Genomic DNA, 24,850 nt, shown 5'->3' with positions numbered 1-24,850 from the left:
AATTAGCGATTAGAAGCGCAGGCGGCGGTAGACAATTTGACCATTACACAGGGTAGCGCAGTTATCAATGTAACGGTCGCCTTCAATTTTAACGCCCTGAGTATCTTCAAAAACAATCTTCTCTTTTTGCAGTTTAACAATCGAAATATCAGCAAACGCGCCGGGCGCCAGGGTACCAATTTGTCCCTGCATCTTCATCAGGCGGGCCGGCGTAGCGGTTACCGCGCGAACAATATCGAAGAAGGACATTCCCATGTTGAGATATTTCGACATGACGTGGAGCAGACTGTAGACCTTATCCGTCCGTAAGCTATTTCTTAAAGTGAGATCGGTACTAATGATATCAGGATAGAATCCCTGCGCCATGGCGGTTCTGGCAACGTGAAAATCAAAGTGGGCCACGCCGTTTGAACAGTCGAAGATAACGCCCCGGGACTGGGCCTCTTTTATCGCCGCATAGACCTCGCCTTGTTCATTGAGAATCGAGTGGCCGGTGCCGTGGAAACAGTGCGCGTAAATATCATCGGCATTAAAATAGCGGATCAGTTCATCGGCGCAGAGAAGAGAGTCCGTGACGTGAACGCAAATCGTGGTATCCAGTTTACGCGCCAGGGAGACGGTAGAGAGAAGAGGGTCGCTGGCGTACTGTTTCCCTTTAGCGATATCCTGGCTGTAGCGTAGTTTCAGGCCGAGAATATTGTCTCTGTTGCCATTCAGCGTTTGCGCTATCTTCTCCTCGTTGTAATTTGCCGGATTGGTATTTTCCAGATAACCGGTCGGCCCGCCTCCGAGGGTAGAAAGTCCGACGTTGACCACGTTCAGATAGCTTTTGATTTTCACCATGGCAGGATGAATCACGCTATTGCGAAAAAGCTGATAATTTACCCAGCCGCTGCTGCCGGCATCGACCATACTGGTGACCCCATTAGGCAAGCATACGATATCAGGGTTAACACTGATGGCGGTCCCGCCATGAAAAACATGGCCATGGAAGTCGATTAAGCCAGGCAGTACGATACAACCTGCGGCATCAATAACCGTTTCGGCCTGCAAATCATCAACGGCATTTAAGTCAACGATACGATCGCCGATGATGCCAATATTGCGATTAATATAATCGCGGCTATCAAGATCGGCGACCAGACCGTTTTTAATCAGAATATCCAGTTTCATTTTATGCTCCTGTTAAATGCCGATAAACTTCCAGTAGGGAATACCGATCAGGAAGAAGATTAATACGTTGACCACCACCATGATGGTGCCCAGCATCCAGAATGTTTTTTGCGGCACGTAGCCGCTGGAGAACGTAAATACGCCAGCGCCGTTGCCATAGTGCGTCAGCAATGCGCCATAGCCTGCGGAGAAGGCCAGAGAAAGCGCCACGTACATAGGATGCGCCTGAGTCGTCATTCCCAGGGTAAAAAGTACCGGGTAGAATGAGACCACGAACGCGCTATTAGAGACAAAGAAATAGCGGACAGCAAGGCTGATAAAGACCAGGACGGCAATCGCGCTGATTTCATTCAGGTGCGACAGGTCAAGATAGTTTTTGATAACGTCGACCAGGAAGACATAGAACCCGCCTTTTGATAGCGCAACCGCGCATCCATAAAACGCGCCGTACCAGACGAAGGTCTGCCAGGCCGATTTTTCGCTCACCACGTCGTTCCAGCTCAGGACGCCGAAAAGCAGCAGGCAGGCGAGGAAAGCCAGGCCGACGGGAATAAAGGCGATGCCGGTAATGGAGCCCGTCATCCAGCCGAGTACGCCCAGAATAAAGAATACGATCAACAGCTTCTCTTCGCGCTTTACCGGACCCAGTTCACGCAGGCCTTTTTCAGCAATTTCGTTCACGTTATCAATAACTTTGAGTTCCGGGGCGTAGATTTTATACAGAATCCATGGCGCGAGCAGCAGCACCAGTCCGGCGGGCACAATGGCGGCTTTAAACCAGGTCATCCATTCGAGATTCACTTTCATGATCTCGTTAGCCAGCGAGACGGTAATTGAGTTGGTCGCCATCCCCGTCAGAAACAGGCTGGAGGTTCCCATTGAGACGACGTACATCAGGATGGTCAGATAGGCGCCGATTTTCCGGCTACCGTCGTCGGGCTTCGAGCCCAGCGCTTCGGCGATGTTCCTGAAGATGGGATAGGTGATGCCTCCGGAACGGGACATATTTGAACCTGTTGCCGGGGCCAGTACGGTATCCGTCACCATCATCAGATAGCCCAGGGTGAGGGTATTTTTACCGTAGCGTTTTAGCAGCAGATAGGCGATACGTTTACCCAGACCGGTAATGACAAACGCTTTGCAAATAATAAAGGCGCTGATGATAAACCAGACCATCGGGCTACCAAAACCCGCAAACAGAGGAGCAGGGTCGAGAACCAGAGAGGCAAACCCGAGAATAATCAGCATAATGACCGCATCGGTAAACGGACGTAAAACCAGTCCGCACAGCATCGCCAGATAGATGCCAACCATATGCCAGGTCGGCGCGGCGACGCCTTCCGGGTGCGGTATTATCCAAAATAAAACGGGAAAAAAGATAATGGGCAAGAGTTTTAAATAAAGCATTTTTATTACCTTTGCTTTAAAGCCACGGCCCGTCAGGGCACCGCGGCCTGATATTATTTAATCAAATTAACGATACATGTCGTCGATAAACTCAACGCCTGTCTCATCCAGTGATTTTTTGACCCAAAGGCGATTCGCGGTGCCGTTTTTCGCGGCCTCTACTTTGCTTGCATCGAATTTTGCATAATCTTTGGCTTTATTCAGTACGGCTTCTGCGTCGCCGAGGGGGATAACAATGACGCCATCCGCATCGCCGACGATCAGGTCGCCCGGACAAACCGCGACGCCGCCAACGGCGATCGGCGTGTTCACCTCGCCGGGACCTTGTTTAAACGGGCCTGCGGGGTTGGAGCCGGTGGCGAACAGTGGAAAATCGAGAACCGACAGCGCATCGATGTCACGGATTGGCCCGTCCAGCACGATACCGGCGACTTTCTTCATGCAGTGGGCGTAGGCCACCATGATCTCGCCCATCAGCGCTCGCGAACGGTCGCCTTCGTTGGAGACCACAATCACATCGTTCTCACCCGCCATATCCAGCGCGGCGTGCAGCATCAGGTTATCGCCCGCACGAACTTTTACGGTGATGGCGAAGCCCGCCATAATCGGTTTTTTCGGCGAAGAAATCCGTTTAATCCCGTTACCCAGTACGGCAATACGATTCATGGTGTCAGCAATATTCGCCGCCGGGAGTTGTTCAAATTCTTTCAGAAGATCGACGCTGCAGGCCGGACGTTTTAAAAAAATACGGTTACCAATAGTCATGTTTTTCTCCTTAAAAACCCGGCACCGGCCAGGATGGTTTCTTACCGGATAAGACTTCATCAATGCCAATCGCGGAATGGAGCGAGGCTCTGTCGGTCGCTTCGATAGTGGCGGCGCCAATGTGCGGGGCAATCACGATATTGCTTAGCGAGAAAATCGGATCGTTGGCATCAAACGGCTCTTTCTTTAAGACGTCCACGCCCGCTCCGGCGATAGCGTGGGTGCTCAAGGCGTGATACAGCGCCTTTTCATCAACCAGCTTTCCGCGTGCGGTATTAATGAAGTAGGCGGTGGGCTTCATCATGGAAAACTGTTTCTCACCGACAAAATCGGTGGTTTCCGCGGTCGTCGGGCAGTGCAGAGAAACGAAGTCGCTCTCTTTGAAAATACGGTCAAAATCGTCGGTGAGCTCTACGCCTTCGGGGATCTGCTGCTGGGTTTTATACGGATCGTAGGCGATAACTTTCATATTAAAGCCATGCAGCGCTTTGATTGCCACGCGTGAACCGATATTTCCCACGCCAATCAGGCCCAGCGTTTTACCATCCAGCTCAACTTTTGGTGTGCGCAGTTTTGCCCAGTAATAATCTTCAAGCATCTTTTCCTGTACCAGCTTGAAATTACGCGAGCAGTGCAGCATATAAAATATGGCCAGTTCGGCAACGGACATGCTGTTAGCAATTGGCGCATTTAATACGACTACGCCGTGACGTTTCGCTGACTCCAGATCGACCGTATCGTAACCGGCACCGTGTCGTGCAACGACTTTCAGCTTTTTAGCCGCCTCAAATACGCGATCGGACATTTTTGAAAGGCGTACGATAATACCGTCGCAGTCCCCGATGTCGCGAATGATATCTTCTTCTTCCATCCCTGATCCGTTAATCAGCTGATAACCGCGACTTTCCAGGTATTCTCTCCCTTCAGCCATGATTTCCTGCGGGAGTAAAATTTTGTACGTCATTTAACTATCTCCAGTGTTGATTACGTGGAGGTAATTGCATGGCGTGTGCCATAAATTAATTCAGCAAGTGCGTTTTCTTTAATTGTTTGATAAATATGAATATTTTGTTTTTTGGTTGGCTGGCTTATAGTGATGTCGTTCACATCCGCAGACGCCGCCGCGAGACTGGATATTTAATAATGAAATGGCTGAAATGCATAATTAAATGCGCTAGCGGTCAGCTTCACACTTTATTTTATTTGTAGGGGCGGAGGGGCCGTTTGTACCGATTGACATTGCGTAATGGACAACTTAAAACGTAAGCCAAAGGTTTAAGCAGGAGGAATTTCGGCAATGAATAAATTACAGGTGGAGATATTCATGCTTATGGTTCGGGAGGGGAGTATTCACTTTGCATCGCAGCGGCTGAGTATTGCCCCTTCGCTAATAACAACCAGCATATGTGCGCTAGAAAATGAACTGGGTTTTAACCTGATTACGCGTGGCAGGAATATCAGAAAAGTTATTTTAACGGAGAAAGGGCACGCTTTTTATCGACTTGCACCGGATTTACTGAGATTGCTTAATGCGATTGCTGATATTCGTGCGGGGATAAAACAGCCCGGCAAGACGTGCCCGCCGGGTGCAATAATCAATTCAGGCCAAGAAAATACTGGGCGATTTTAAAATAGATAATTAATCCGGTACCGTCGATGAGGGTGGCGATAAACGGCGCTGACACCACCGCCGGGTCGATGCCGACGCGCTTAAGCGTCAGGGGGATCACCGACGACACCACCGCGCTCCACAGGGTGATGCATACCAGCGTCAGACTGACAATCAGGGTGATCTCCATTCCGATGCCCATCGTCCAGGCGCGCAGGCAGCCCGCCAGGCCGAGCGTGATGGCGATCAGCAGCGAGGTTGAGACCTCTTTGCGGATCACGCGTCCCATATCGCGCAGTCGCACTTCCCCCAGCGCCATCGAACGTACTAGCGTAGAGGTTATCTGCGTTCCGCTGTTTCCGCCGGTACCAATCAGCAGTGGTATGAAAAAGGCCAGCGCGATAGCCGATTCCAGCGCCTCTTCAAAATGCTGTAACACGCTGCTGGTGTAGGCTTCGGCGACAAAGAGCAGCAGCAGCCATACCGAACGTTTTTTCCACAGCGCCCACGGGCTGGTTTCCAGATAGGGCTTTTCCAGCGGCAGCGTCGCCCCCTGGCGCTGAGCATCCTCGGTCACGTCATCTTCCAGCAGATGAGCGATCTCTTTTTCCATCAGGCAGCCGACCAGCTCACCCTTTTCGACCACCGGCACCAGATCGAGCCCGCGCTCGCCGAGTTCGGCGACCACCTGCGGGCGCGGGTCGTCGGGCCTGACGCGAAACAGACAGCTATCCATTAAATAACGGATGGATTGCGCGGTATCGCTCTCCTGCAGCAGCTTTTTAATCGATAAACTGCCGCGCAGTTTTTTTCCGGCGACGACAAAAACCTGGCCGGGGATCTCATCGCTGGCCAGCTGAGAAACGAACAGTTCTCGCGCCTCATGAACGCTGAGATGCTCCGGCAGGGTAATGAAATCGGTACGCATGTACTGGGCAATTGCGTCGCCGTCGAAAGTCGAAGTCGCCTGGTGTGCGGCGCACAGTTGAATGGAAGACATGGTGTAATTCCCTATAAAAAATCACTCATAGGGGCGAACAAGACAGGATGAGCACAAGCAGATCCCTACGTCCTGGTTTTAGCACTGCACAACGTATCTGTCCGACATGAACGCCGTCAGAAGTTACCTTGGCAACACCTTGATTCGATGGAAGCCTGTATTTCCCTGAGTGGTCTCTCTCGATACCAACAGGGCGGTAACTTATGTTTATGCAGGAGCCTCGCCATAACGAGATCGTTAAATGAGACGTGATTATTAGCGAAGTGAAATAATTAACCAAACGTATAATTCATATCGTTTATTAATGGTTGAGAAAAACCGCTGGTTTTCGCGATAGGGGAGGTAGCAGGAGCGGGTTGTCTTAGCATGCACTTGTTAGTGGCAAACTATAATGATCGATGAATAAGTCAAGCAGGCTGTTATCAGCGCATTGATTAGTTGAAAAATCAGAGGTGACACATCCTATAAGCGATATTGTAAGAGGAAATCTATTATGTTGAAAAACAGGGTTAATCTCCAGGTTATTATCTGGACTACGCTGATTGGGGGCTTTATTAGCTCCCTGGTTAAGTCGGGAACGGAGGCCAATATGCCGCCTCGCGTGGCGGGAGAAATATCGCCTCCGGCGGCGCATATCGACGCCTGGCTTGGCTGGCTCGGTATTAATTCACACTCGCTGGACTACGTTTACCAGGGAGTGACGATCCCCGGCGCCGTCATGCTTTATCACTGGTTATTCAGTTTTGCTTTCGCCTTTCTTTATGTCTTTATTTCCGCGTACTGGCCAAAGATTCGGCTCTGGTACGGCGCGGCCTATGGTCTGATTATTACTCTCGTTATGCACGGCTTTCTCATTCCCGCGTTGGGCTTCAGGCACCCGGCCTATTTAAACGGGGAAACCGGATGGCTGTGGAACCTGAACGGCTACGAGCTGTGGAGCGAAACCCTCGGTCATATTTGCTGGTCGTTTTCGATTGAAATCAGCATGATTGCCGTTCTTGCCCTGCTGGCAAAACCGCTACGAGGCGCATGGGCTAACGAGCCAGCATGATAGCGTTAGCCCCACTCGCGAGTTAAAAAGCCGTTTATCCCCGCGCACAGTTTATGAGTGGGGGGATTCTTTCTCCGTCGGCAGGCACTGCAAATGGCCGTGGCGCACGCCGCGCTGGGCGATAACGTCATCGGCAAAATGCTGAACGTCGCCCATATCCCCCTTCAGCACGGCAATTTCCAGACAATCGTCGTGATTAATATGCACATGCAGAGTAGCGACGGAGAGATCGTGGTGGTGATGTTGGGTGGAGACTAAACGGCTGGCGAGATCGCGTTTCTCATGTTCATAGACGTAAGAGAGCACCGCGAAGCCCTGGGTACCGTGCTCCTGAGCGGCCTCCTGGGCCAGCGCGCCGCGCAGAATATCGCGGATCGCTTCGGAACGGTTGTTGTAGCCACGGCGCTGGCTCAGGCTATCCAGCGTATCGAGTAAATCGTCATCGAGAGTAATGGTAATTCGTTGCATCTGGCTTAAACCTTATTTCGGCGCACGGGAAAGGCGGGAAGTACCGCATTTTGTAACACGCGACCGGCGTCAGAGGAAAAAGTTAATGCCTCGCCCACGGTTTGTATCTCCACGATTTTCCCCTCATCCATCACCATCACCCGCTGGCAAAAGCGCTCAACCAGGCGTAAATCGTGGGTGATAAAAAGACAGGCGGTGCCGAACTGCTGCTGGAGCTTTTTGAGCAGACGAATAACGCTCGCCTGGATCACGAGGTCGAGGTTAGAAACCGCCTCATCCAGGATCAGCAGCTTCGGTTCTACCGTCAGCGCCCGCGCCAGGCAGATGCGCTGTAGCTGCCCGCCGCTCAGCTGCGGGGGGCGCTTATTCAGCACGCTATCGTCGAGATCCACCGCCCTGAGCATTTCGCTGGCCCGGGCCAGCTGCTCCGCTTTCGTCAACGATAGCAGGTGACGCATAGGCTCGCGCAGAATCTCGCGTACGGTTTTACGCGGATTGACCGCGCTGATGGCGTCCTGAAACACCATCTGAATATCCCGACGGAACGCCTTTTGTTTAGCGCGATTGAGCCGGGAGAGCGGCTCTCCCCGCCAGCAGATGCGACCCTGCGTTGGGGATTCCAGGCCGACGAGCAGGCGCGCCAGCGTGCTTTTGCCGCAGCCGCTACGCCCCAGCAGGGCCACGGTTTCACCGCTTTTCAGCGCTAAAGAGACCTCTGTTAGCACCTTTAAGTCCGGGTAGTGATGGGTAATTGTCGAGGCGGTCAGTAATGTCATCAGCTTAGCTCCAGACCATAAAGGGCGAGATGCGCCGCCACCAGCCCGCGGGTGATGTCGTGTCGCGGGGCGCGAAACAGAGATTCCACATCGCCCTGTTCCACAATGCTGCCGCTATCCATTACCGCGACATCGTCCGCCAGCCTGGCCACCACCCCCATATCATGCGTCACCAGCAGCATGCCGGGGCCGCGGTTTTGCATAATACTTACCAGCAGATCGAGAATGCGTGCCTGGACCACCGCGTCCAGATCGGTGGTGGGTTCGTCGGCAACGATAAAGGGCGCATCGCACAGCAACGCCATAGCAATCATCATTCGCTGCAGCATGCCGCCGCTCATCTCAAACGGGTATAGCTTGAGCACGCGCGGCGCGTTCTCCAGCCCGACGGCTTCCAGCGCCGCAATAAGCGTGGCGTCGTCTGAGGCTTTATCCAGGGCCCGGCAGGTTTCCCGGACGTGATCGGCCATTGTTCGCAGCGGATTAAAAGCGCTGCGCGGATTCTGCATAATGGTGGCGATTTTGCTGCCGCGTAGCGCACAGGGAGAAACCGGCTGGCCGTCGGCAAGGATTATCCCCGCCGTCTGGCGTACGCCGGGAGGCAAAATGCCCAGCGCCGCGGCGCAGGTCAGGGATTTGCCGCTGCCGCTGCCGCCAACCAGCGCCAGCACGCGTCCGCGTTTGATCGTCAAAGAAACGCCGTGCACCAGCGGACGCTCGGCCCGTAAGGCGATGTTTTGCAGTTCAATTTGTTGCGGCATCAGTGGGTATGCTCCGTAACCAGATGAGGGTCCAGACGATCGCGCAGCGCGTCACCCACCATGTTAAAGGCCATCACGGTGATAAACAGCGCCAGCCCCGGCCAGAACATTTGCAGCGGCTGGGTCCAGATATACTGGCGCGCGTCGTTAATCATCACCCCCCATTCGGCGGTGGGCGCGGTGACGCCGAGGCCAAGGAACGACATCCCGGCGACGTGCAGCATCATGTGACCAATATCCAGCGTCGCCAGTACCAGCAGAGACGGAATCACGGCACCGGCCAGATGGTCGATAAACACCCGAACATGGCCCGCGCCGGAAAGCCGGGAAGCGAGCACAAATTCGCGCTGGCGCAGGGAGAGGGTCAGGCTGCGCACCATCCGTGCGTACCACGCCCAGTGCGACAGGGCGATGGCGATAATCACATTGGTCAGCCCGGTTCCCAGCACGCCGACCATAAAGAAAGAGAGGATCGAGGTCGGGAAAGTCATAAACATATCCGCGATGCGCATGGTGACCTGATCGACGCGACCGCCGATAAGCCCCGCGCTGCCGCCGACGATCAATCCCAGCGCCAGCACCAGCAGCAGGCAGGCCATCACCGAGCCAAGCGATATGCGGGTTGCCGCCAGCAATCGCGAGAAGATATCGCGGCCCAGATGATCGGTGCCCAGCCAGTGCTGGCTATCAGGTGCCAGCAGGCGCGAAGGCAGATCGATCGCCTGCGGATCGTAAGGCAGCCACCACTGGCTGGTGAGCGCAACGACCGCCAGCAGGGCGATGATGAGTAAAGAGAGGCGAACAGACCCGCGCGAAGAGAGGAAAAAGTTCACGAACGCGCTCCTTCATGGCGACGAATGCGCGGATCCAGCGCGGCATTCAACAGGTCAACCATCAGGTTACAGACCACAAAAACAATCACCATCATCAGCGTAAAGCACTGAATGACCGGATAGTCGCGGTTAAATATCGCCGAGACGGCGTAGCGCCCCACGCCGGGCCAGGCAAAGATATTCTCGATAATCATCGTGCCGCCAATCAGCTCGCCGATATGCATTCCTACGGCGGTGATCATCGGCAGCGAAGCGTTACGCAAAATATGGCGACGTTCGGTTTGTTTCTCGTTCAGACCGCGCAGTCTGGCCCAGGTCACATGGCGCTGCCCGGCGACCTCCAGCATACTGGCGCGCAGCAGACGAGCGTTGATCGCCAGCGACATAAAGGCAATCGACACCGCCGGTAGAATGATGTGCTGCCAGCCGCCATAGCCCATCGCAGGCAACCATTGCAGGTAAACCGAAAAGAACATCACCAGCAGAAAGGCAAGCCAGAAGTTGGGCATCGACACGCCAAGAAAGGCGATAACCCGCACAATAAAATCCGGCAGGCGGTCACGATGCCGCGCCGCCCAAATACCGAGCGGTACGGAGGTGAGGAGAATCAACACCAGCGCAGCCCCCGCCAGCTGTAGCGTGGCGGGCAGGAAGTTCAGCATGTCATCCAGCACCGGACGCTGGGTGGCGAACGAGATGCCAAAATCCAGATGCAGCGCCTGCCACAGCCAGTTGCCGTACTGGACGATAAGCGGCTGATCCAGTCCCAGCATCACGCGGGTAGAGGCGACCATCTCTGGCGTTGGCGGCAGGTTCGACAGTCGCAAATAGTCGAGCGCCGGGTCGCCGGTACCCAGGCGCAGCATGAGGAAGATAATCACCGAGGCGGCGAAGATCATCGGGATCAGCAGCGAGATCCGCCGTAGCGCGTAACGTAGCATTAGGGTTTCACCGGTTTAATCTGTTCAAACGGAATTTCAGACGCAATTGGCGCGTAAGGAATAGCACCCAGCTCCGGTCTGGCGACCACCATCGTCGAGACATAGCTGATAGGCAGATAAACCGCGTCATTGTGCAGACGGGTCAAAATGTCGCGGTACAACGCCTGACGGTGGGGTTCGTCGGTGGTTTCCAGCACCTCGCTAATCTCTTTATCGATCAGCGGCTTGTCGGCTAAACCCTGCTGCGCCTGAAAATCGGCGTGCGACGGCACGCGCATCGAACTCATAAAGGCGTGCGGATCGTACGGCGCCCCCCAGGTGCGGTTGAAAATCATGCCGAAGCGACCATCGCGCTGGCGGGCATAAATACTGCTCTCTTCCTCGCCGACCAGCGCCACGTCCACGCCAATCTGCCGCATATCGGCCTGAATGATTTCCGCCATCGACTTGCTCAGGGCGTCAGTGCCAATGAACGACAGTTCAACGCGCAGCGGCTGGCCGTTTTTCTCGCGAATCTCTTTTCCCGCAGGCAGTAGCCAGCCCGCTTTTTCCAGCAACGCTTTCGCCTGCTGCGGATCGTACCGGCGCGGCGTCAGGCCAATGTCGGCATAAGGCACGGTGGGGGCAAACAGCGTATCAGCAACCTGCTGCGTGCCGTACAGAGCGTTATCAATCAGCGATTTTTTATTCACCGCGTAGTTCAGCGCTTCACGCACCAACAGCTCACTGGTGGGCGCTTTGGCGGAATTTAGCGCCAGCATCACCGTCTCTATTGGCCGGGAAAGCTGGGTATGGTATGCCGGGTTCTGGCTAAAGCGCGCGAAGGTGTCGAGCGGCAGCAGCCCTTCGTTACCGTACAGTAGGTCGATATCTCCGGTTTCAAAAGCTACAGCGCGGGTCGTCGGGTCCGGGATCACCTTGACGGTAATCTTTTCAATTTGCGGCTTTTCCCCCCAGTAGCGCTCGTTACGCACCAGCACATCGTACTGATTGAGTTTTGATGCCTTCAGTACCCAAGGGCCGGTGCCAATCGGCGCTTTAATGCCGTGCAGGGTCTCATTGTCTTTAAACTGCGACGGGGCGATAAAGCGGAAAGGGCGCGGCAGGGCCAGCTCTTGCAGGAACGGGTAATACGCGCTTTTCAGGGTGATTTGCAGTTGGTTTTGGCTGAGCGCTTTGACATCGACAATCTGATTGACCAGCTCCAGCCAGGCGTGGCGCTGGCGGTTATCGAGCACCACGCGGAAGTTCTCCGCGGCGGCATGGGCGTCAAACGCTTCGCCGTTGGAAAATGTCACATCATCGCGCAGGGTGAAAATCCAGACTTTGCCGTCCGCCGATTGGGTCCAGCTTTTGGCCAGCCAGGGTTTTACCGAACCATCCGCCTGATACTTTACCAGTGGCTCATAGACCATGCTCTGGGCGAACATCTGGTTGGGCGTGTAGAGGTGAGGATTAAGCGGCCCCACGTTGACCGGCCATGCGGTGGTGAGTTCATTGGGCGCGGCGCAGGCCAGCAACGGAGCGCAGGCGAATAGCGCCAGCAGGGTGGTGCGGATGATAGACAAAGCATTTTCTCAGCGACAGGAAAGTATGACGATTTTAATAATTCATCATACTTTCGACGTAAGCTGGATCAATATAGGGGCTGAAAGTATAAGAAAATGATATGTCTATTTCTGCTGTATGAGATTGTGAACCCGCCTGCAGCCTGGCTAAGCGTAGCGCAAGCCTTGAAGCATCAGCTTCGGGATCAGAGCGCAGCGTGGCAGAATTTCCCGGAGGCGATGCTGCGCATCTGTCCGGGCTATCAGACCCTCAGGGGGTTCTGAACAGATCCAGCAGCGTGGCGACCTGCTCATCAATGGGCGTTAAAACACGCTTAACGATCAAATGCAGCGGCGTGGCGCGCCGCGCGCCGTGTCCCAGCGGCAGCATCTTCAGCACTCCTTGCTGTAGCTGAGGGCGAATACGCTCCTCCGGCAGCCAGCCGAAACCGACCTGGTACAGCACCGCATCAATGGCGGCATCAATGGTGGAAAAGGTCCATGCATCGCGGGAGGATTGCGGGTCGTTGCTGCGATCGGCGATGCGCACCAGCGGCCAGGGGGCCAGCGCGTTATCATCCAGCGGTCCCTGAAGCGCGGAGAGCGGATGCTCGCGATGGGCGACGGCGACAAAATCAATATTCATCAGCCATTCTCCGCGGCCGGTAATATCCTGGCGGCGGGTCAGCACCATCACGTCCGCCTCGCTGCGGGCCGGATGTTCCTCTTCAACGTTTTCCAGCACTTCGGTCAGCCTGACCTGGGTCTGCGGATAGCGCTGTTGAAACTGGCGCAGAATGGCGAACAGCCGCTCGCGCGGAAAAATGCTGTCGACCACCAGGTCCAGTCGGGTTCGCGTGCCATCGCGCAGGGTGGCGGCATGGGTTTCGACGTAAGCGAAGGCCTGCAGCAGCGGTTTAACCTGGCCAAGCAGCAGCTCACCCGCCGGGGTCAGCACCGCGCGACGGCCCGATGGCGTGAGTAGCGTGACGCCGAGGCGCTCCTGCAGCAGCGCGAGATTATAGCTCACCGACGACTGACTGCGGTGGGTCTCTTCCGCCGCCTTCGCGAAGCTACCCAGTTCGACCACCTTTTCCAGCAGCGCCCATTGTTCCAGCGTAGTCTTGTGCATGATTCATCTAAAAAGTGAATGAGTTTAATCCAAACATAGCGTTATTCATCCATTTTTTAAAGCAGTATGCTTGTTCTCAACAAATAGAGGAGAACAAATTATGAGCACATTCGACAAACATGACCTGAGCGGTTTTATCGGTAAACATCTGGTTTATACCTATGATAATGGCTGGAACTACGAAATTTACGTGAAAAACGCCACCACTCTGGATTACCGCATTCACAGCGGCATCGTCGCGAATCGTTGGGTGAAAGATCAACAGGCTTACATCGTTCGCGTTGGTGAAAGCATCTACAAAATTTCCTGGACCGAACCGACCGGTACCGACGTCAGCCTGATCGTAAACCTCGGCGACAAACTGTTCCACGGCACTATCTTTTTCCCACGCTGGGTGATGAATAATCCGGAAAAAACCGTCTGCTTCCAGAACGATCATATCCCGCTGATGGTTTCCTACCGTGAAGCCGGCCCGGCGTATCCGACGGAGGTGATTGATGAGTTTGCCACCATCACTTTTGTGCGCGATTGCGGCGCGGATAATGACGAAGTGATTAATTGCCCGGCTAATGAATTGCCTGAAAATTTTCCTGGCAATCTGTAATAATTTTGAAATAGTTTAGTGATTCGACTGGATTTTTTATATTTGGTCATCCATGTTTAAAAATGGCTAATTGAAAAGTGGTTTAACCTCCGTTTACTTTTCCCCACTGCGTTCCCGCTATTTCGCCATATGGCGGGAACGCTACACATCCCTTTCTTACGCTGAATTTTTTCCTACCTGATTGAATTTAAACATAATTATCATTATAAATTAATTAATATTAATTTCTTAATATTATCCTAAGCAAACCTGTCTAGATTTAATAACATCTGAATACAAAGTAATGAAACGCGGCATCGGGCTGATTTGCTTTCATTTTCATTTTGTTTAAGTCAGCAGGTGCAGGATATTTCTTATCGACCCCGTGTTTAGTCGGGTCATTTATAGAACAGGAAAATGATGAGCGATTTTTTGCCGTTTTCGCGCCCGTCGATGGGCGACGCAGAGCTGGCTGCGCTGCGTGAAGTTTTGCAATCCGGCTGGATCACCACCGGACCGAAAAATCAGGCGCTGGAAGAAGCGTTTTGCGCATTAACCGGCAACCGTCACGCCATCGCCGTCAGTTCGGCGACCGGCGGCATGCACGTTACGCTGATGGCGCTGGGTATCAGCGCCGGCGATGAAGTGATCACCCCTTCGCAGACCTGGGTCTCCACGCTGAACATGATCTGCCTGCTCGGCGCAACGCCGGTGATGATCGATGTCGATCCCGAGAACCTGATGATTACTCCCGAAGCGGTTGAAGCGGCGATCACTCCACGGACCAAGGCGATCGTCCCGGTGCACTATGCGGGCGCGCCGGTGGATATCGACGCCATTCGCGCGATTGCCGAGCGTCACGGTATTCCGGTGATTGAAGATGCTGCCCATGCGGCAGGGACGTACTACAAAGGCCGTCACGTCGGCTGGCGCGGCACCGCCATTTTCTCATTCCATGCGATCAAAAATATGACCTGCGCCGAAGGCGGGCTGGTTGTAACCGACGATGATGAACTGGCCGCACGTATTCGCAGCCTGAAGTTCCACGGCCTCGGCGTAGATGCTTATGATCGGCAGACCCTGGGCCGCGCCCCGCAGGCGGAGGTGATTTCGCCGGGCTTTAAATACAATCTGGCGGATATCAACGCCGCGCTGGCGCTGGTGCAGCTGGACAAGCTTGCCGCCGCCAATCAGCGCCGTGCCGCCATTGCGCAACGCTATCTCCGCGAGCTGGCGGATACGCCTTTCAGGCCGCTGGCGGTGCCGTCATGGGAGCATCAGCACGCCTGGCACCTGTTTATTATCCGCGTTGATGAAGCCGCCTGCGGTATCAGCCGCGATGCCCTGATGGAAAAACTGAAGGCCATGGGCATTGGCACCGGTCTGCACTTCCGCGCCGCGCATACGCAAAAGTATTACCGCGAGCGTTTCCCCGACGTTTCATTACCGCATACGGAATGGAACAGCGCGCGCATTTGTTCCATCCCGTTGTTCCCGGATATGACCGACGACGATGTCACTCGGGTCATTTCCGCACTGCACCAGCTGTCAGGACGTTGATATGTTTAGCTATCCTCCCGTGAAAAAGGTCTCGGTCGTTATTCCTGTCTATAACGAGCAGGAGAGCCTGCCGGAGCTTATCCGCCGTACCGATACCGCCTGCGCGACGCTCGGTCGGCAGTATGAAATTCTGCTGGTCGACGACGGCAGCAGCGATGACTCGGCGCGAATGCTGACCGAAGCCGCTGAAGCCGAAGGCAGCCATGTAGTGGCGGTACTGTTGAACCGCAACTACGGCCAGCACTCGGCAATTATGGCGGGTTTTAGCCACGTCACCGGCGACCTGATCATCACCCTCGATGCTGACCTGCAAAACCCGCCGGAAGAGATCCCGCGCCTGGTGGAGAAGGCCGACGAAGGCTACGACGTTGTCGGTACCGTGCGTCAGAATCGCCAGGATACCTGGTTCCGTAAAAGCGCCTCCAGGATGATCAATCGTCTGATTCAGCGCACCACCGGTAAAGCGATGGGCGATTACGGCTGCATGCTGCGCGCCTATCGCCGCCATATTATCGACGCGATGCTTAACTGCCATGAGCGCAGTACCTTTATCCCGATTCTGGCGAATACTTTTGCCCGTCGCGCGGTGGAGATCCCGGTGATGCACGCCGAGCGCGAGTTCGGTGATTCCAAATACAGTTTTATGCGTCTGATTAACCTGATGTATGACCTGGTGACCTGCCTCACTACCACGCCGCTGCGCCTGCTGAGCCTGTTCGGCAGCGCCATCGCTCTGCTGGGCTTCGCCTTCGGTCTGCTGCTGGTGGTGCTGCGCCTGGTATTTGGCCCGCAGTGGGCGGCGGAAGGGGTGTTCATGCTGTTCGCGGTGCTGTTTATGTTTATCGGCGCCCAGTTCGTCGGTATGGGTCTGCTCGGGGAGTATATCGGCCGTATCTATAACGACGTTCGCGCCCGTCCCCGCTACTTTATTCAACGTGTTGTTCGCCAGCCGGAAACGGCATCTCAAGAGGAAGATCGTTCATGAAAGCCGTAGTCTTCGCTTATCACGATATGGGTTGTGCAGGTATTCAGTCTCTGCTGGATGCCGGTTATGACATCGCCGCCATTTTTACCCATCCGGATAACCCTGGCGAAAACCATTTCTTTGGCTCCGTGGCGCGCATTGCCGCGGAACAAGGTATTCCGGTATGGGCGCCGGAAGATGTGAATCATCCGCTGTGGATCGAACGTCTCCGTGAGATAAAACCGGACGTGCTGTTCTCGTTCTATTACCGCAATCTGCTGTGCGAGGACATTCTGAATATCGCGCCGCAGGGGGCTTTTAACCTGCATGGTTCCCTGCTGCCGAAATACCGCGGCCGCGCGCCGCTGAACTGGGTGCTGGTCAACGGCGAAAGCGAAACTGGCGTGACGCTGCACCGCATGGTGAGCCGCGCCGATGCCGGGAATATCGTAGCGCAGAAAAGCGTAGCCATCGGCGAGGATGAGGCGGCGCTGGCCCTGCATCGTAAACTCTGCGCTGCGGCGTCGGACCTGCTGGCTCAGGCGCTGCCCGCGATCCGCGATGGCAAAATCGAAGAGCGCGCGCAGGATGAAAGCCAGGCGACTTGGGTCGGTCGCCGCACGCCGGAAGACGGTCGCCTCGACTGGGATCACTCCGCCCGGAGCCTGCATAATCTTGTGCGCGCGGTTTCCGATCCATGGCCGGGCGCGTTCGGCTATGCTGGCGCGAACAAGTTTATCGTCTGGAAGTCCCGCGTACGTGACGATCTACCCGCCGCCAAAGCGGGGACCGTGCTTTCCGTCACGCCGCTGGTCGTCGCCTGTCAGGAAGGGGCATTAGAAATCGTCACCGGGCAGACCGAGCGCGGCGTTTATATGCAGGGTACGCAGCTGGCGCAGGCGCTGGGGCTGGTAGCCGGAGCGGTGCTGAGCAGCAAACCGGTCGTGGCGATTAAGCGGCGCACCCGCGTGCTGATCCTCGGGGTGAATGGTTTTATCGGCAACCACCTGACCGAGCGTCTGCTGCAGGACGACAACTACGAGATTTACGGACTGGACATTGGCTCAGACGCCATCAGCCGCTTCCTCGACAACCCGCGTTTCCACTTCGTTGAGGGCGATATCAGCATCCACTCCGAGTGGATCGAGTATCACATCAAGAAGTGCGATGTGGTCCTGCCGCTGGTGGCGATTGCCACGCCAATCGAATATACCCGTAACCCGCTGCGCGTGTTTGAGCTGGATTTCGAAGAGAACCTGAAGATTATCCGCGACTGCGTGAAGTACGATAAGCGCATCATTTTCCCGTCGACCTCCGAAGTGTACGGCATGTGCACCGACAACAATTTCGATGAAGATGCCTCTAATCTGGTCGTCGGGCCGATTAACAAACAGCGCTGGATCTACTCGGTCTCCAAGCAGCTGCTGGATCGCGTGATCTGGGCCTACGGCGATAAGAACGGCCTGAAGTTTACCCTGTTCCGTCCGTTCAACTGGATGGGGCCGCGCCTTGATAACCTGAACGCCGCGCGTATCGGCAGCTCTCGCGCCATTACCCAACTGATCCTCAACCTGGTAGAAGGCTCGCCGATCAAGCTGATTGAAGGCGGGAAACAGAAGCGCTGCTTCACCGATATCAGCGACGGTATCGAAGCGCTGTTCCGCATCATTGAGAACAAAGACGGCCGCTGCGACGGGCAGATCATCAACATCGGTAACCCGGATAACGAAGCGAGCATCAAAGAGCTGGCGGAAATGCTGCTGGCCTGCTTTGAACGTCATCCGCTGCGCGACCGTTTCCCGCCGTTTGCCGGTTTCCGCGAAGTGGAAAGCAGCGATTATTACGGGAAGGGTTATCAGGACGTCGAGCACCGTAAACCCAGCATTCGCAACGCGAAACGCTGCCTGAACTGGGTGCCGACGGTCGAAATGGAAGAGACCGTGGAACATACCCTGGACTTCTTCCTGCGCACGGTTGAATTGACGGACAACGGCAAATCATGAAACAGGTCGGCTTACGCATAGATGTCGATACCTTTCGCGGCACGCGGGACGGGGTCCCGCGGCTGCTGGCTCTGCTGAGCCAGCACGGGATTCAGGCAAGCTTCTTTTTCAGCGTCGGGCCGGACAATATGGGGCGTCATTTATGGCGCCTGATAAAACCGAAATTTCTGTGGAAGATGCTGCGCTCAAAGGCCGCTTCGCTGTACGGCTGGGATATCCTGCTGGCAGGTACCGCCTGGCCAGGGCGCAGGATCGGCGCGGGCAATGAAGAGGTTATCCGCGCCGCCGCGCAGGAGCATGAAGTCGGTCTGCACGCCTGGGATCACTATAGCTGGCAAACGTGGAGCGGAGTCTGGCCGCAGGAGAAGTTGACGCTGGAGGTGGAGCGCGGGCTGCTGGAGCTGGAGCGGATCATCGGTCGTCCGGTGACCTGCTCCGCCGTTGCCGGCTGGCGTGCCGATCAGCGGGTCATTAAAGCCAAAGAGGCGTTTGATTTCCTCTACAACAGCGACTGCCGGGGAACCGCCCCTTTTCTGCCGCAGCTCGGTCACGGCGCTTCCGGGACCGTGCAAATACCGGTTACCTTACCCACCTGGGATGAAGTGGTCGGCAGCGCGGTCGATATTGCGGGCTTCAATCGCTATCTGCTGGATTGCATCCACCGCGATAAGGGCACCCCGGTCTATACCATCCACGCTGAAGTGGAAGGGATCGCCTTTGCGCAACAGTTTGACGAGCTGCTGACCATGGCCGCTCAGCAAGAGATCCGTTTTTGCCCGCTAAGCCAGCTGCTGCCCGCCGATTTTAGCGCGCTGCCGCGAGGCAAGGTGGTTCGTGGTGAATTAGCTGGCCGGGAAGGCTGGCTTGGGCGTGAACAATTACTGAATTCGGGTGTTTGATGAAAAGCATTCGCTACGGCGCCTCTCTGGTCGCCCTTTTTGTCCTCTACTATTTACTCCCCCTCAACTTCCGCCTGCTGTGGCAACCGGATGAAACCCGCTACGCGGAGATCAGCCGCGAAATGCTGGCGACCGGCGACTGGGTGGTGCCGCACTTCCTCGGTCTGCGCTACTTTGAGAAGCCGATTGCCGGCTACTGGATCAACAGCATCGGCCAGTGGCTATTCGGTCATAATAATTTTGCCGTCCGCTTTGGGGTGGTGTTCTCCATTACCGTCACCGCCCTGCTGGTGGCCTGGCTTGCATGGCGTATTTTCCGCGATAAACGCCTGGCGATTTTGTCGCCAGTGATATTCCTGACCGCGCTGCTGGTCTACGGTATCGGCACCTATGCGGTGCTCGACCCGATGATTACCATGTGGCTGGCGCTGGCAATGTGCAGCTTCTGGGGTGCGGCGCAGGCTCAAAGCCACAGCGGTAAAATCTTCGGCTACGTCTTGCTGGGCGTGGCCTGCGGGATGGGGGTGATGACCAAAGGCTTCCTCGCGCTGGCGGTGCCGGTGGTTGGAGTGCTGCCATGGGTCATTGCGCGTAAACGCTGGCGTGAAGTGCTGACTTACGGCTGGCTGGCGGTGGGCGTCTGCGCGCTGGTGGTTCTGCCGTGGGGGCTGGCCATCGCCAAACGAGAGCCGGACTTCTGGCGCTACTTCTTCTGGGTTGAACATATCCAGCGTTTCGCGGAAAAAGATGCCCAGCATAAAGCGCCGTTCTGGTACTACATCCCATTCCTGATTGCCGGAAGCCTGCCGTGGCTGGCGCTGCTGCCGGGAGCGCTCAAGCGCGGCTGGACCGAGCGCGACGAGTCGCGCGGGGCGCTCTATTTGCTCGGATGGGTGGCGATGCCGTTTCTGTTCTTCAGCATTGCTAAGGGTAAGCTTCCGACCTACATCCTGCCGTGTTTCGCGCCGCTGTCGATTCTGATGGCGCGCTACGCGCTGGATGCGGCAAAGGCGGGGGCGAAAGCGCTGAAAATTAACGGCGCGATCAACCTGGCTTTTGGCCTGATTGGTCTGGTAGCGGTGCTGGTGGTTTCGCCGTGGGGCTTTATGCACAAGCCGGTATGGAGCCATATTGAGCTGTATAAATGCCTGCTGGCGGCGCTAATATTCGGCTGTTGGGCGCTGATGGGATGGCTGGCGATGAAGAATAACGGTCGCCGCTGGACGCTTGCCGCGTGCTGCCCGCTGGGGTTGGCGCTGCTGGTGGGTTTCGCGATTCCCGACCGGGTTATCGACAGCAAGCAGCCGCAGTTTATGGTGGATATCGTGAGCGAATCGTTGACGCCGAGCCGCTACGTGTTGACCAATAACGTCGGTATTGCCGGCGGACTGTCCTGGGAGCTCAAGCGCAGCGATATTATCCTGTTCGACAAGCAGGGCGAGCTGAAATATGGTCTCTCCTGGCCGGATGCGCAGCACCAGTTTGTCGATAAGGCGCAATTTGCTGACTGGTTAACGGCGCACCGCCAGCAGGGGCCGATCTCGTTGGTTCTGCTGATGGATAAAGGAGAGAGTATGGCCGATCTACCGCTACCGAAACCGGATAGCTCTTATGAGCTGGGGCGGGTAGTGTTTATCCAGTACCTGCCGCAATGAGCGTGTGGATCTGTCTGGTTTTCGCCAGCCTGCTGAGCTGCGCCGGACAGCTGTGCCAGAAACAGGCGACCCGCCCGTCCAAATCCGGGTGGCGCGGGCACCATATTCTTGGCTGGCTGGGGCTGGCGCTGCTCTCTCTGGGCTGTAGCATGCTGCTGTGGCTTAGCGTGCTGCAGTCGATTCCGGTCAGCATCGCCTACCCTATGCTGAGCCTGAACTTTGTCTGGGTGACGCTGGCAGCATGGGGGATCTGGCGCGAGCCGGTCGCACGCCGCCACTGGTTTGGCGTGGCGCTTATCGTCGTTGGGATCGTTATTCTGGGGAGCCGCATCTGATGGGCTTAAACTGGGCGTTATTCAGCGTCGGACTGGTGAGCGGCGCGCAGCTGCTGCTGCGCAGCGCGATGGTCGAGCTGCCGCCGCTGACGGATCTATTTACCTTCCTCAACCATCTGCTGCATCTGCGGGCGGGCACCTTTGGCCTGGCGTTTGGTCTTTTGGGCTACCTGCTGTCGATGGTCTGCTGGTACTTTGCCCTGCATCAGCTGCCGCTGGCGAAAGCCTACGCGCTGCTGAGCCTGAGCTACATTCTGGTCTGGGCCGCCGCCATCTGGCTCCCCGGCTGGCATGAACCTTTCCACTGGCAATCGCTGCTGGGCGTGCTGCTGATTGTCGCCGGGGTGCTGACGATCTTCTGGCCGGTGAAGCGGCAGGGCTAGCCCGGCAGCCTGCTTTTCGGGCGTCCGGGCCCGAGCAGGATGGCTAACTTACTGCCGCCTTTAGTGGTTTCCATCCATATTTTACAGACGCTGGTTAACGGCACCGACAGCAGCATTCCCACCGGGCCAAGCAGCCACCCCCAGACCAGCAATGAGAGGAAAACTACCAGCGTAGACATGCCCAACCGGTGGCCCATCATGCGCGGTTCGAGAATATTGCCGATAATCATATGCACGACTAAAAAGAGCGCGCCAACCAGCAGGCATTCGTAATAACCGTTAAAAAGTAACGCCTGGATCATTGGCGGGACGGCGGAAATCACCGAGCCAATGTTAGGCACATAGTTCAGCAGAAAAGCCAACACGCCCCACATCAGCGCAAACTGAACCCCCATCAGCATCAGTCCTAACCAGATAATCCCCCCTGTCCACAGGCTGAGCAGCGTTTTCAGCGCCAGATAATGCGAGACGCCTTTTAACGCCCGGTGAAGACCGGCGATATGGATTTGCGGGTTGTTCAGTGCAAAGCGGAGTTTATAGGGGACATGACGGACTTCAAACAGCATAAAGACCACGGTCATGACCAGTAAAATAACGCTGGCCATGGCGCCAGAGAGGCCAGTCATCAGGACGGTAGTGAATGTCATTAACTTGTCGGAGTCCATGCGTTGCAGCATACGTTCCGGGGACATGTGAATATGCAAAAACGGCAGCGCCTCCTGCAGGCGCAGGACTTTCGCCGTCAGCTCCTTATTATACTTTGGCAGCATGGCGACGAATTCGTTAACCGACGCGGCCAGCACGCCAATTAACGCGGTAAGTACGATCAGCATCACCACGACCACGATGGTAATGGCTACCGGACGTCTGATACCGCGGCGAATAAACCAGGTGACCAGCGGATTCAGGACAATGGCGAAGAACAATGCCAGTAATAGCTGCACGATGATATCTGCCGCGGCGTGGATACCGGCGAGGATAACCACCAGTGACGCCAGTTTGAGCAGAATATGCATGCCCGTTTTATCGGGCTGAGGGGTTGTCATTCACTCTTCCTTTCTATGATTTTCATTAAGTGTAGCGTCTGGCTTGCTGCCAGGAATCCTAATCTGGCTGCTGATTTATAACGTGCGGCGTGGTAGAAATGAAACACTGTTGTAAAAATCTGGTGGAACCCGATGCCCGAAACCGTCGCTGAACCGGCGCTTAATAGATTGCGCCTCAATCTGCGGATTGTCTCTGTCGTTATCTTTAACTTTGCCAGCTACCTGACCATAGGCCTGCCGCTGGCGGTATTACCCGGCTATGTTCATGATGTAATGGGGTATAGCGCCTTCTGGGCCGGGCTGGTGATTAGCCTGCAGTATTTTGCTACGCTGCTCAGCCGCCCTCACGCCGGGCGCTATGCCGATCTGCTGGGCCCGAAAAAAATCGTTGTTTTTGGCCTGTGCGGCTGCTTTCTGAGCGGACTGTGCTATCTGCTGGCGGCGTTCTGCGGCGACTGGCCCGTGGTTAGCCTGGCGCTGTTGTGTCTGGGGCGCATTATTCTCGGCATAGGGCAGAGCTTTGCGGGCACCGGCTCAACGCTGTGGGGCGTAGGGGTAGTCGGTTCGCTGCATATCGGGCGGGTTATTTCCTGGAACGGGATTGTGACCTACGGGGCGATGGCGATGGGCGCGCCGCTCGGGGTGCTCTGTTACTCGCTGATTGGCCTGCACGGTCTGGCGTTGACGATTATGGTGGTTGCGCTGGTGGCGGTGCTGTGCGCGTTGCCGCGGGCGGCGGTAAAAGCGGGTAAGGGGAAAGCGATGTCGTTTCGCGCGGTGCTGGGGCGCGTCTGGCTCTATGGCATGGCGCTGGCCCTCGCATCGGCGGGTTTCGGCGTTATCGCCACCTTTATCACCCTGTTTTATGATGCCAAAGGTTGGGACGGCGCGGCCTTCGCCCTGACGCTGTTTAGCTGCGCCTTTGTCGGCACTCGCCTGCTGTTTCCCAACGGAATTAATCGCCTCGGTGGGCTTAACGTGGCGATGATCTGTTTTGTCGTCGAGATTATCGGGCTGCTGTTAGTGGGCCTGGCGGAGACGCCGCTGATGGCGAAAATCGGTACTTTCTTTGCCGGAGCCGGTTTTTCGCTGGTGTTCCCGGCGCTTGGCGTGGTGGCGGTGAAGGCGGTGCCGCAGCACAACCAGGGGTCGGCGCTGGCAACCTATACGGTATTTATGGATCTCTCGCTGGGGATCACCGGCCCGCTGGCCGGGCTGCTGATGGCGTGGGCGGGAATTTCATCGATCTATCTGGCGACGGCGGGGCTGGTCGCGGTAGCGCTGCTGCTGGGATGGCGATTAAAAAAACGGCCCCCGGTCAATGAACCGGAGGCCGCGGCGTCAGGCCAGTAGTTACTGGATGACGAGGGTGTTGATAATGTTTTCCGCTTCGGTCTGAGCCTGCTGCTGGTTGTCCGCTGGCAGCGTGATCTGCAGCGTCAGCAGTTTGTCATCAACCTTGCCGAGAAGCACGGAAGACCAGGCGGTCTGGCCCTTAGCGGAGATGATGGTGTCCAGCTGTTGCAGGGTGTGGCCTTTGAGCTCAATGGATTTATTGCTCACGACCTGCAGCTGCGGGTCGCGGCTGCGCTGCTGCTCTTCCAGGCGCTGGCTCATCACCGCCAGCTCTTCATTGGTATTGTCGCCAACAATCACGATCACCGCTTTTTGTCCGGTGGCATCAGAGTAGACGTGCATATTGTTGGCCTGGGTGCCCAGCTTGCCGCTCTGGTCGGTCATACCGGCAGGCAGGGAGAAGCTCAGTTTGCCATCCAGCAGACTAATAGGTTGCCCGCTGGCGTTGCTTTCCGCAGCAGCCCCGGCAGTCGGCGTTTTGGTATCGCTGTTATCACAGGCAGCAAGCCCCATAACCAGCAGGCCAATACCGACATATTTAACCAAATTGCGCATTGACATCTTCCTTTCGATAAACGGCCATTAACGGCTCATTCGCTTATC

25 protein-coding genes and 1 riboswitch are annotated in these 24,850 nt (G+C 55.9%); of the genes, 11 read left to right on the top strand and 14 right to left on the bottom strand.

Going from position 1 to position 24,850, the window contains the following annotated elements; all coding sequences use genetic code 11:
• Positions 1–9: 9 nt before the first annotated feature.
• From ABLV12_RS12300 to ABLV12_RS12285, 4 genes are all read right to left on the bottom strand, one after another.
• A complete protein-coding gene (locus tag ABLV12_RS12300) occupies positions 10–1,173 on the bottom strand; it encodes a metallo-dependent hydrolase (RefSeq protein ID WP_017145285.1) in 1,164 nt (387 codons plus the stop codon).
• A 12-nt stretch (positions 1,174–1,185) separates the two neighbouring features.
• The gene (locus ABLV12_RS12295) at positions 1,186–2,580 is read right to left on the bottom strand and encodes a DASS family sodium-coupled anion symporter (protein ID WP_004106639.1); all 1,395 of its coding nucleotides are present in this window, start codon (positions 2,578–2,580) and stop codon (positions 1,186–1,188) included.
• A gap of 66 nt (positions 2,581–2,646) precedes the next feature.
• Positions 2,647–3,345, bottom strand: a complete 699-nt coding sequence (locus ABLV12_RS12290; protein ID WP_004106638.1) for an RraA family protein — start codon at positions 3,343–3,345, stop codon at positions 2,647–2,649.
• Between the two features lie 10 nt (positions 3,346–3,355).
• Positions 3,356–4,309 (bottom strand): hydroxyacid dehydrogenase, encoded by a 954-nt coding sequence (locus ABLV12_RS12285; protein ID WP_004106636.1) that lies wholly within the window; start codon positions 4,307–4,309, stop codon positions 3,356–3,358.
• Positions 4,310–4,642: 333 nt separating this feature from the next.
• Between ABLV12_RS12285 and ABLV12_RS12280 the strand changes: the two genes are divergently transcribed.
• Positions 4,643–4,975 carry a LysR family transcriptional regulator gene (locus ABLV12_RS12280; RefSeq protein ID WP_335269627.1) on the top strand — a complete coding sequence of 111 codons (333 nt, stop codon included), beginning with the start codon at positions 4,643–4,645 and terminating at the stop codon, positions 4,973–4,975.
• On the opposite strand, the gene ABLV12_RS12275 is transcribed toward ABLV12_RS12280, so the two are convergent.
• On the bottom strand, positions 4,941–5,954 hold the full coding sequence (locus tag ABLV12_RS12275) for a magnesium transporter (RefSeq protein ID WP_064397805.1): 1,014 nt from the start codon (positions 5,952–5,954) through the stop codon (positions 4,941–4,943). The genes ABLV12_RS12280 and ABLV12_RS12275 overlap by 35 nt on opposite strands.
• Before the next feature lie 56 nt (positions 5,955–6,010).
• Positions 6,011–6,194, bottom strand: a riboswitch (M-box (ykoK) riboswitch).
• Positions 6,195–6,447: 253 nt separating this feature from the next.
• Here ABLV12_RS12275 and ABLV12_RS12270 point away from each other — a divergent pair.
• The gene (locus ABLV12_RS12270) at positions 6,448–7,005 is read left to right on the top strand and encodes a DUF1440 domain-containing protein (protein WP_004106630.1); all 558 of its coding nucleotides are present in this window, start codon (positions 6,448–6,450) and stop codon (positions 7,003–7,005) included.
• Between the two features lie 51 nt (positions 7,006–7,056).
• On the opposite strand, the gene nikR is transcribed toward ABLV12_RS12270, so the two are convergent.
• From nikR to ABLV12_RS12235, 7 genes are all read right to left on the bottom strand, one after another.
• The gene (gene nikR / locus ABLV12_RS12265) at positions 7,057–7,473 is read right to left on the bottom strand and encodes a nickel-responsive transcriptional regulator NikR (protein ID WP_004106628.1); all 417 of its coding nucleotides are present in this window, start codon (positions 7,471–7,473) and stop codon (positions 7,057–7,059) included.
• A gap of 5 nt (positions 7,474–7,478) precedes the next feature.
• Entirely contained in the window at positions 7,479–8,249 is a 771-nt protein-coding gene (nikE, locus tag ABLV12_RS12260; RefSeq protein ID WP_004116149.1) for a nickel import ATP-binding protein NikE, read from the bottom strand.
• A complete protein-coding gene (gene nikD / locus ABLV12_RS12255; protein ID WP_335269626.1) occupies positions 8,249–9,010 on the bottom strand; it encodes a nickel import ATP-binding protein NikD in 762 nt (253 codons plus the stop codon). Before nikD ends, nikE begins: the two co-directional genes overlap by 1 nt.
• Entirely contained in the window at positions 9,010–9,843 is an 834-nt protein-coding gene (nikC, locus tag ABLV12_RS12250) for a nickel ABC transporter permease subunit NikC (protein WP_004106621.1), read from the bottom strand. The genes nikD and nikC overlap by 1 nt, the downstream gene beginning before the upstream one ends.
• Complete coding sequence (nikB, locus tag ABLV12_RS12245) at positions 9,840–10,784, bottom strand: nickel ABC transporter permease subunit NikB (RefSeq protein WP_070555438.1); 945 nt, start codon at positions 10,782–10,784, stop codon at positions 9,840–9,842. The genes nikC and nikB overlap by 4 nt, the downstream gene beginning before the upstream one ends.
• Positions 10,784–12,352 (bottom strand): nickel ABC transporter substrate-binding protein, encoded by a 1,569-nt coding sequence (gene nikA, locus ABLV12_RS12240; protein WP_335269625.1) that lies wholly within the window; start codon positions 12,350–12,352, stop codon positions 10,784–10,786. Before nikA ends, nikB begins: the two co-directional genes overlap by 1 nt.
• A gap of 250 nt (positions 12,353–12,602) precedes the next feature.
• Positions 12,603–13,463 carry a LysR family transcriptional regulator gene (locus ABLV12_RS12235; protein ID WP_348867068.1) on the bottom strand — a complete coding sequence of 287 codons (861 nt, stop codon included), beginning with the start codon at positions 13,461–13,463 and terminating at the stop codon, positions 12,603–12,605.
• Between the two features lie 97 nt (positions 13,464–13,560).
• On the opposite strand from ABLV12_RS12235, the gene ABLV12_RS12230 reads away from it, so the two are divergent.
• The 8 genes from ABLV12_RS12230 to arnF all read left to right on the top strand — a co-directional run bounded on the left by ABLV12_RS12230 (position 13,561) and on the right by arnF (position 21,845).
• Complete coding sequence (locus ABLV12_RS12230; RefSeq protein ID WP_024274787.1) at positions 13,561–14,067, top strand: phenolic acid decarboxylase; 507 nt, start codon at positions 13,561–13,563, stop codon at positions 14,065–14,067.
• Between the two features lie 399 nt (positions 14,068–14,466).
• Entirely contained in the window at positions 14,467–15,606 is a 1,140-nt protein-coding gene (arnB, locus tag ABLV12_RS12225) for a UDP-4-amino-4-deoxy-L-arabinose aminotransferase (protein ID WP_049593678.1), read from the top strand.
• A 1-nt stretch (position 15,607) separates the two neighbouring features.
• Positions 15,608–16,591 carry an undecaprenyl-phosphate 4-deoxy-4-formamido-L-arabinose transferase gene (gene arnC / locus ABLV12_RS12220; protein WP_004106606.1) on the top strand — a complete coding sequence of 328 codons (984 nt, stop codon included), beginning with the start codon at positions 15,608–15,610 and terminating at the stop codon, positions 16,589–16,591.
• Entirely contained in the window at positions 16,588–18,573 is a 1,986-nt protein-coding gene (gene arnA, locus ABLV12_RS12215) for a bifunctional UDP-4-amino-4-deoxy-L-arabinose formyltransferase/UDP-glucuronic acid oxidase ArnA (protein WP_016807572.1), read from the top strand. The genes arnC and arnA overlap by 4 nt, the downstream gene beginning before the upstream one ends.
• Positions 18,570–19,472, top strand: coding sequence for a 4-deoxy-4-formamido-L-arabinose-phosphoundecaprenol deformylase (gene arnD / locus ABLV12_RS12210; RefSeq protein WP_064397814.1), 903 nt, complete (start codon positions 18,570–18,572; stop codon positions 19,470–19,472). The genes arnA and arnD overlap by 4 nt, the downstream gene beginning before the upstream one ends.
• The gene (gene arnT, locus ABLV12_RS12205) at positions 19,472–21,127 is read left to right on the top strand and encodes a lipid IV(A) 4-amino-4-deoxy-L-arabinosyltransferase (RefSeq protein WP_064397816.1); all 1,656 of its coding nucleotides are present in this window, start codon (positions 19,472–19,474) and stop codon (positions 21,125–21,127) included. Before arnD ends, arnT begins: the two co-directional genes overlap by 1 nt.
• Positions 21,124–21,462 (top strand): 4-amino-4-deoxy-L-arabinose-phosphoundecaprenol flippase subunit ArnE, encoded by a 339-nt coding sequence (gene arnE / locus ABLV12_RS12200; protein ID WP_348867067.1) that lies wholly within the window; start codon positions 21,124–21,126, stop codon positions 21,460–21,462. The genes arnT and arnE overlap by 4 nt, the downstream gene beginning before the upstream one ends.
• On the top strand, positions 21,462–21,845 hold the full coding sequence (gene arnF, locus ABLV12_RS12195; RefSeq protein WP_064397819.1) for a 4-amino-4-deoxy-L-arabinose-phosphoundecaprenol flippase subunit ArnF: 384 nt from the start codon (positions 21,462–21,464) through the stop codon (positions 21,843–21,845). Before arnE ends, arnF begins: the two co-directional genes overlap by 1 nt.
• Here the strand turns inward: arnF and ABLV12_RS12190 are convergent.
• Positions 21,842–22,891, bottom strand: coding sequence for an AI-2E family transporter (locus ABLV12_RS12190; protein WP_004106590.1), 1,050 nt, complete (start codon positions 22,889–22,891; stop codon positions 21,842–21,844). The two genes, arnF and ABLV12_RS12190, sit on opposite strands and share 4 nt — an antisense overlap.
• 132 nt (positions 22,892–23,023) lie before the next feature.
• On the opposite strand from ABLV12_RS12190, the gene ABLV12_RS12185 reads away from it, so the two are divergent.
• A complete protein-coding gene (locus ABLV12_RS12185; protein ID WP_348867066.1) occupies positions 23,024–24,244 on the top strand; it encodes an MFS transporter in 1,221 nt (406 codons plus the stop codon).
• Here the strand turns inward: ABLV12_RS12185 and ABLV12_RS12180 are convergent, their stop codons facing one another.
• A complete protein-coding gene (locus tag ABLV12_RS12180; RefSeq protein ID WP_004106586.1) occupies positions 24,245–24,802 on the bottom strand; it encodes a DcrB family lipoprotein in 558 nt (185 codons plus the stop codon). It lies immediately after the preceding gene.
• Between the last annotated feature and the right edge of the window lie 48 nt (positions 24,803–24,850).

It is taken from the genome of Klebsiella sp. CN_Kp100 (assembly GCF_040065315.1).
Lineage (GTDB): Bacteria > Pseudomonadota > Gammaproteobacteria > Enterobacterales > Enterobacteriaceae > Klebsiella > Klebsiella oxytoca.
This window is presented reverse-complemented; position numbering and strand designations above follow the sequence as displayed.

What these genes read in the sequence shown, in the direction of transcription:
- ABLV12_RS12300 (WP_017145285.1), bottom strand. Translation starts at nt 1,173, where the DNA reads ATGAAACTGGATATTCTGATTAAAAACGGTCTGGTCGCCGATCTTGAT.
- ABLV12_RS12295 (WP_004106639.1), bottom strand. Translation starts at nt 2,580, where the DNA reads ATGCTTTATTTAAAACTCTTGCCCATTATCTTTTTTCCCGTTTTATTT.
- ABLV12_RS12290 (WP_004106638.1), bottom strand. Translation starts at nt 3,345, where the DNA reads ATGACTATTGGTAACCGTATTTTTTTAAAACGTCCGGCCTGCAGCGTC.
- ABLV12_RS12285 (WP_004106636.1), bottom strand. Translation starts at nt 4,309, where the DNA reads ATGACGTACAAAATTTTACTCCCGCAGGAAATCATGGCTGAAGGGAGA.
- ABLV12_RS12280 (WP_335269627.1), top strand. Translation starts at nt 4,643, where the DNA reads ATGAATAAATTACAGGTGGAGATATTCATGCTTATGGTTCGGGAGGGG.
- ABLV12_RS12275 (WP_064397805.1), bottom strand. Translation starts at nt 5,954, where the DNA reads ATGTCTTCCATTCAACTGTGCGCCGCACACCAGGCGACTTCGACTTTC.
- ABLV12_RS12270 (WP_004106630.1), top strand. Translation starts at nt 6,448, where the DNA reads ATGTTGAAAAACAGGGTTAATCTCCAGGTTATTATCTGGACTACGCTG.
- nikR (WP_004106628.1), bottom strand. Translation starts at nt 7,473, where the DNA reads ATGCAACGAATTACCATTACTCTCGATGACGATTTACTCGATACGCTG.
- nikE (WP_004116149.1), bottom strand. Translation starts at nt 8,249, where the DNA reads ATGACATTACTGACCGCCTCGACAATTACCCATCACTACCCGGACTTA.
- nikD (WP_335269626.1), bottom strand. Translation starts at nt 9,010, where the DNA reads ATGCCGCAACAAATTGAACTGCAAAACATCGCCTTACGGGCCGAGCGT.
- nikB (WP_070555438.1), bottom strand. Translation starts at nt 10,784, where the DNA reads ATGCTACGTTACGCGCTACGGCGGATCTCGCTGCTGATCCCGATGATC.
- ABLV12_RS12235 (WP_348867068.1), bottom strand. Translation starts at nt 13,463, where the DNA reads ATGCACAAGACTACGCTGGAACAATGGGCGCTGCTGGAAAAGGTGGTC.
- arnB (WP_049593678.1), top strand. Translation starts at nt 14,467, where the DNA reads ATGAGCGATTTTTTGCCGTTTTCGCGCCCGTCGATGGGCGACGCAGAG.
- arnC (WP_004106606.1), top strand. Translation starts at nt 15,608, where the DNA reads ATGTTTAGCTATCCTCCCGTGAAAAAGGTCTCGGTCGTTATTCCTGTC.
- arnA (WP_016807572.1), top strand. Translation starts at nt 16,588, where the DNA reads ATGAAAGCCGTAGTCTTCGCTTATCACGATATGGGTTGTGCAGGTATT.
- arnD (WP_064397814.1), top strand. Translation starts at nt 18,570, where the DNA reads ATGAAACAGGTCGGCTTACGCATAGATGTCGATACCTTTCGCGGCACG.
- arnT (WP_064397816.1), top strand. Translation starts at nt 19,472, where the DNA reads ATGAAAAGCATTCGCTACGGCGCCTCTCTGGTCGCCCTTTTTGTCCTC.
- arnE (WP_348867067.1), top strand. Translation starts at nt 21,124, where the DNA reads ATGAGCGTGTGGATCTGTCTGGTTTTCGCCAGCCTGCTGAGCTGCGCC.
- arnF (WP_064397819.1), top strand. Translation starts at nt 21,462, where the DNA reads ATGGGCTTAAACTGGGCGTTATTCAGCGTCGGACTGGTGAGCGGCGCG.
- ABLV12_RS12190 (WP_004106590.1), bottom strand. Translation starts at nt 22,891, where the DNA reads ATGACAACCCCTCAGCCCGATAAAACGGGCATGCATATTCTGCTCAAA.
- ABLV12_RS12185 (WP_348867066.1), top strand. Translation starts at nt 23,024, where the DNA reads ATGCCCGAAACCGTCGCTGAACCGGCGCTTAATAGATTGCGCCTCAAT.
- ABLV12_RS12180 (WP_004106586.1), bottom strand. Translation starts at nt 24,802, where the DNA reads ATGCGCAATTTGGTTAAATATGTCGGTATTGGCCTGCTGGTTATGGGG.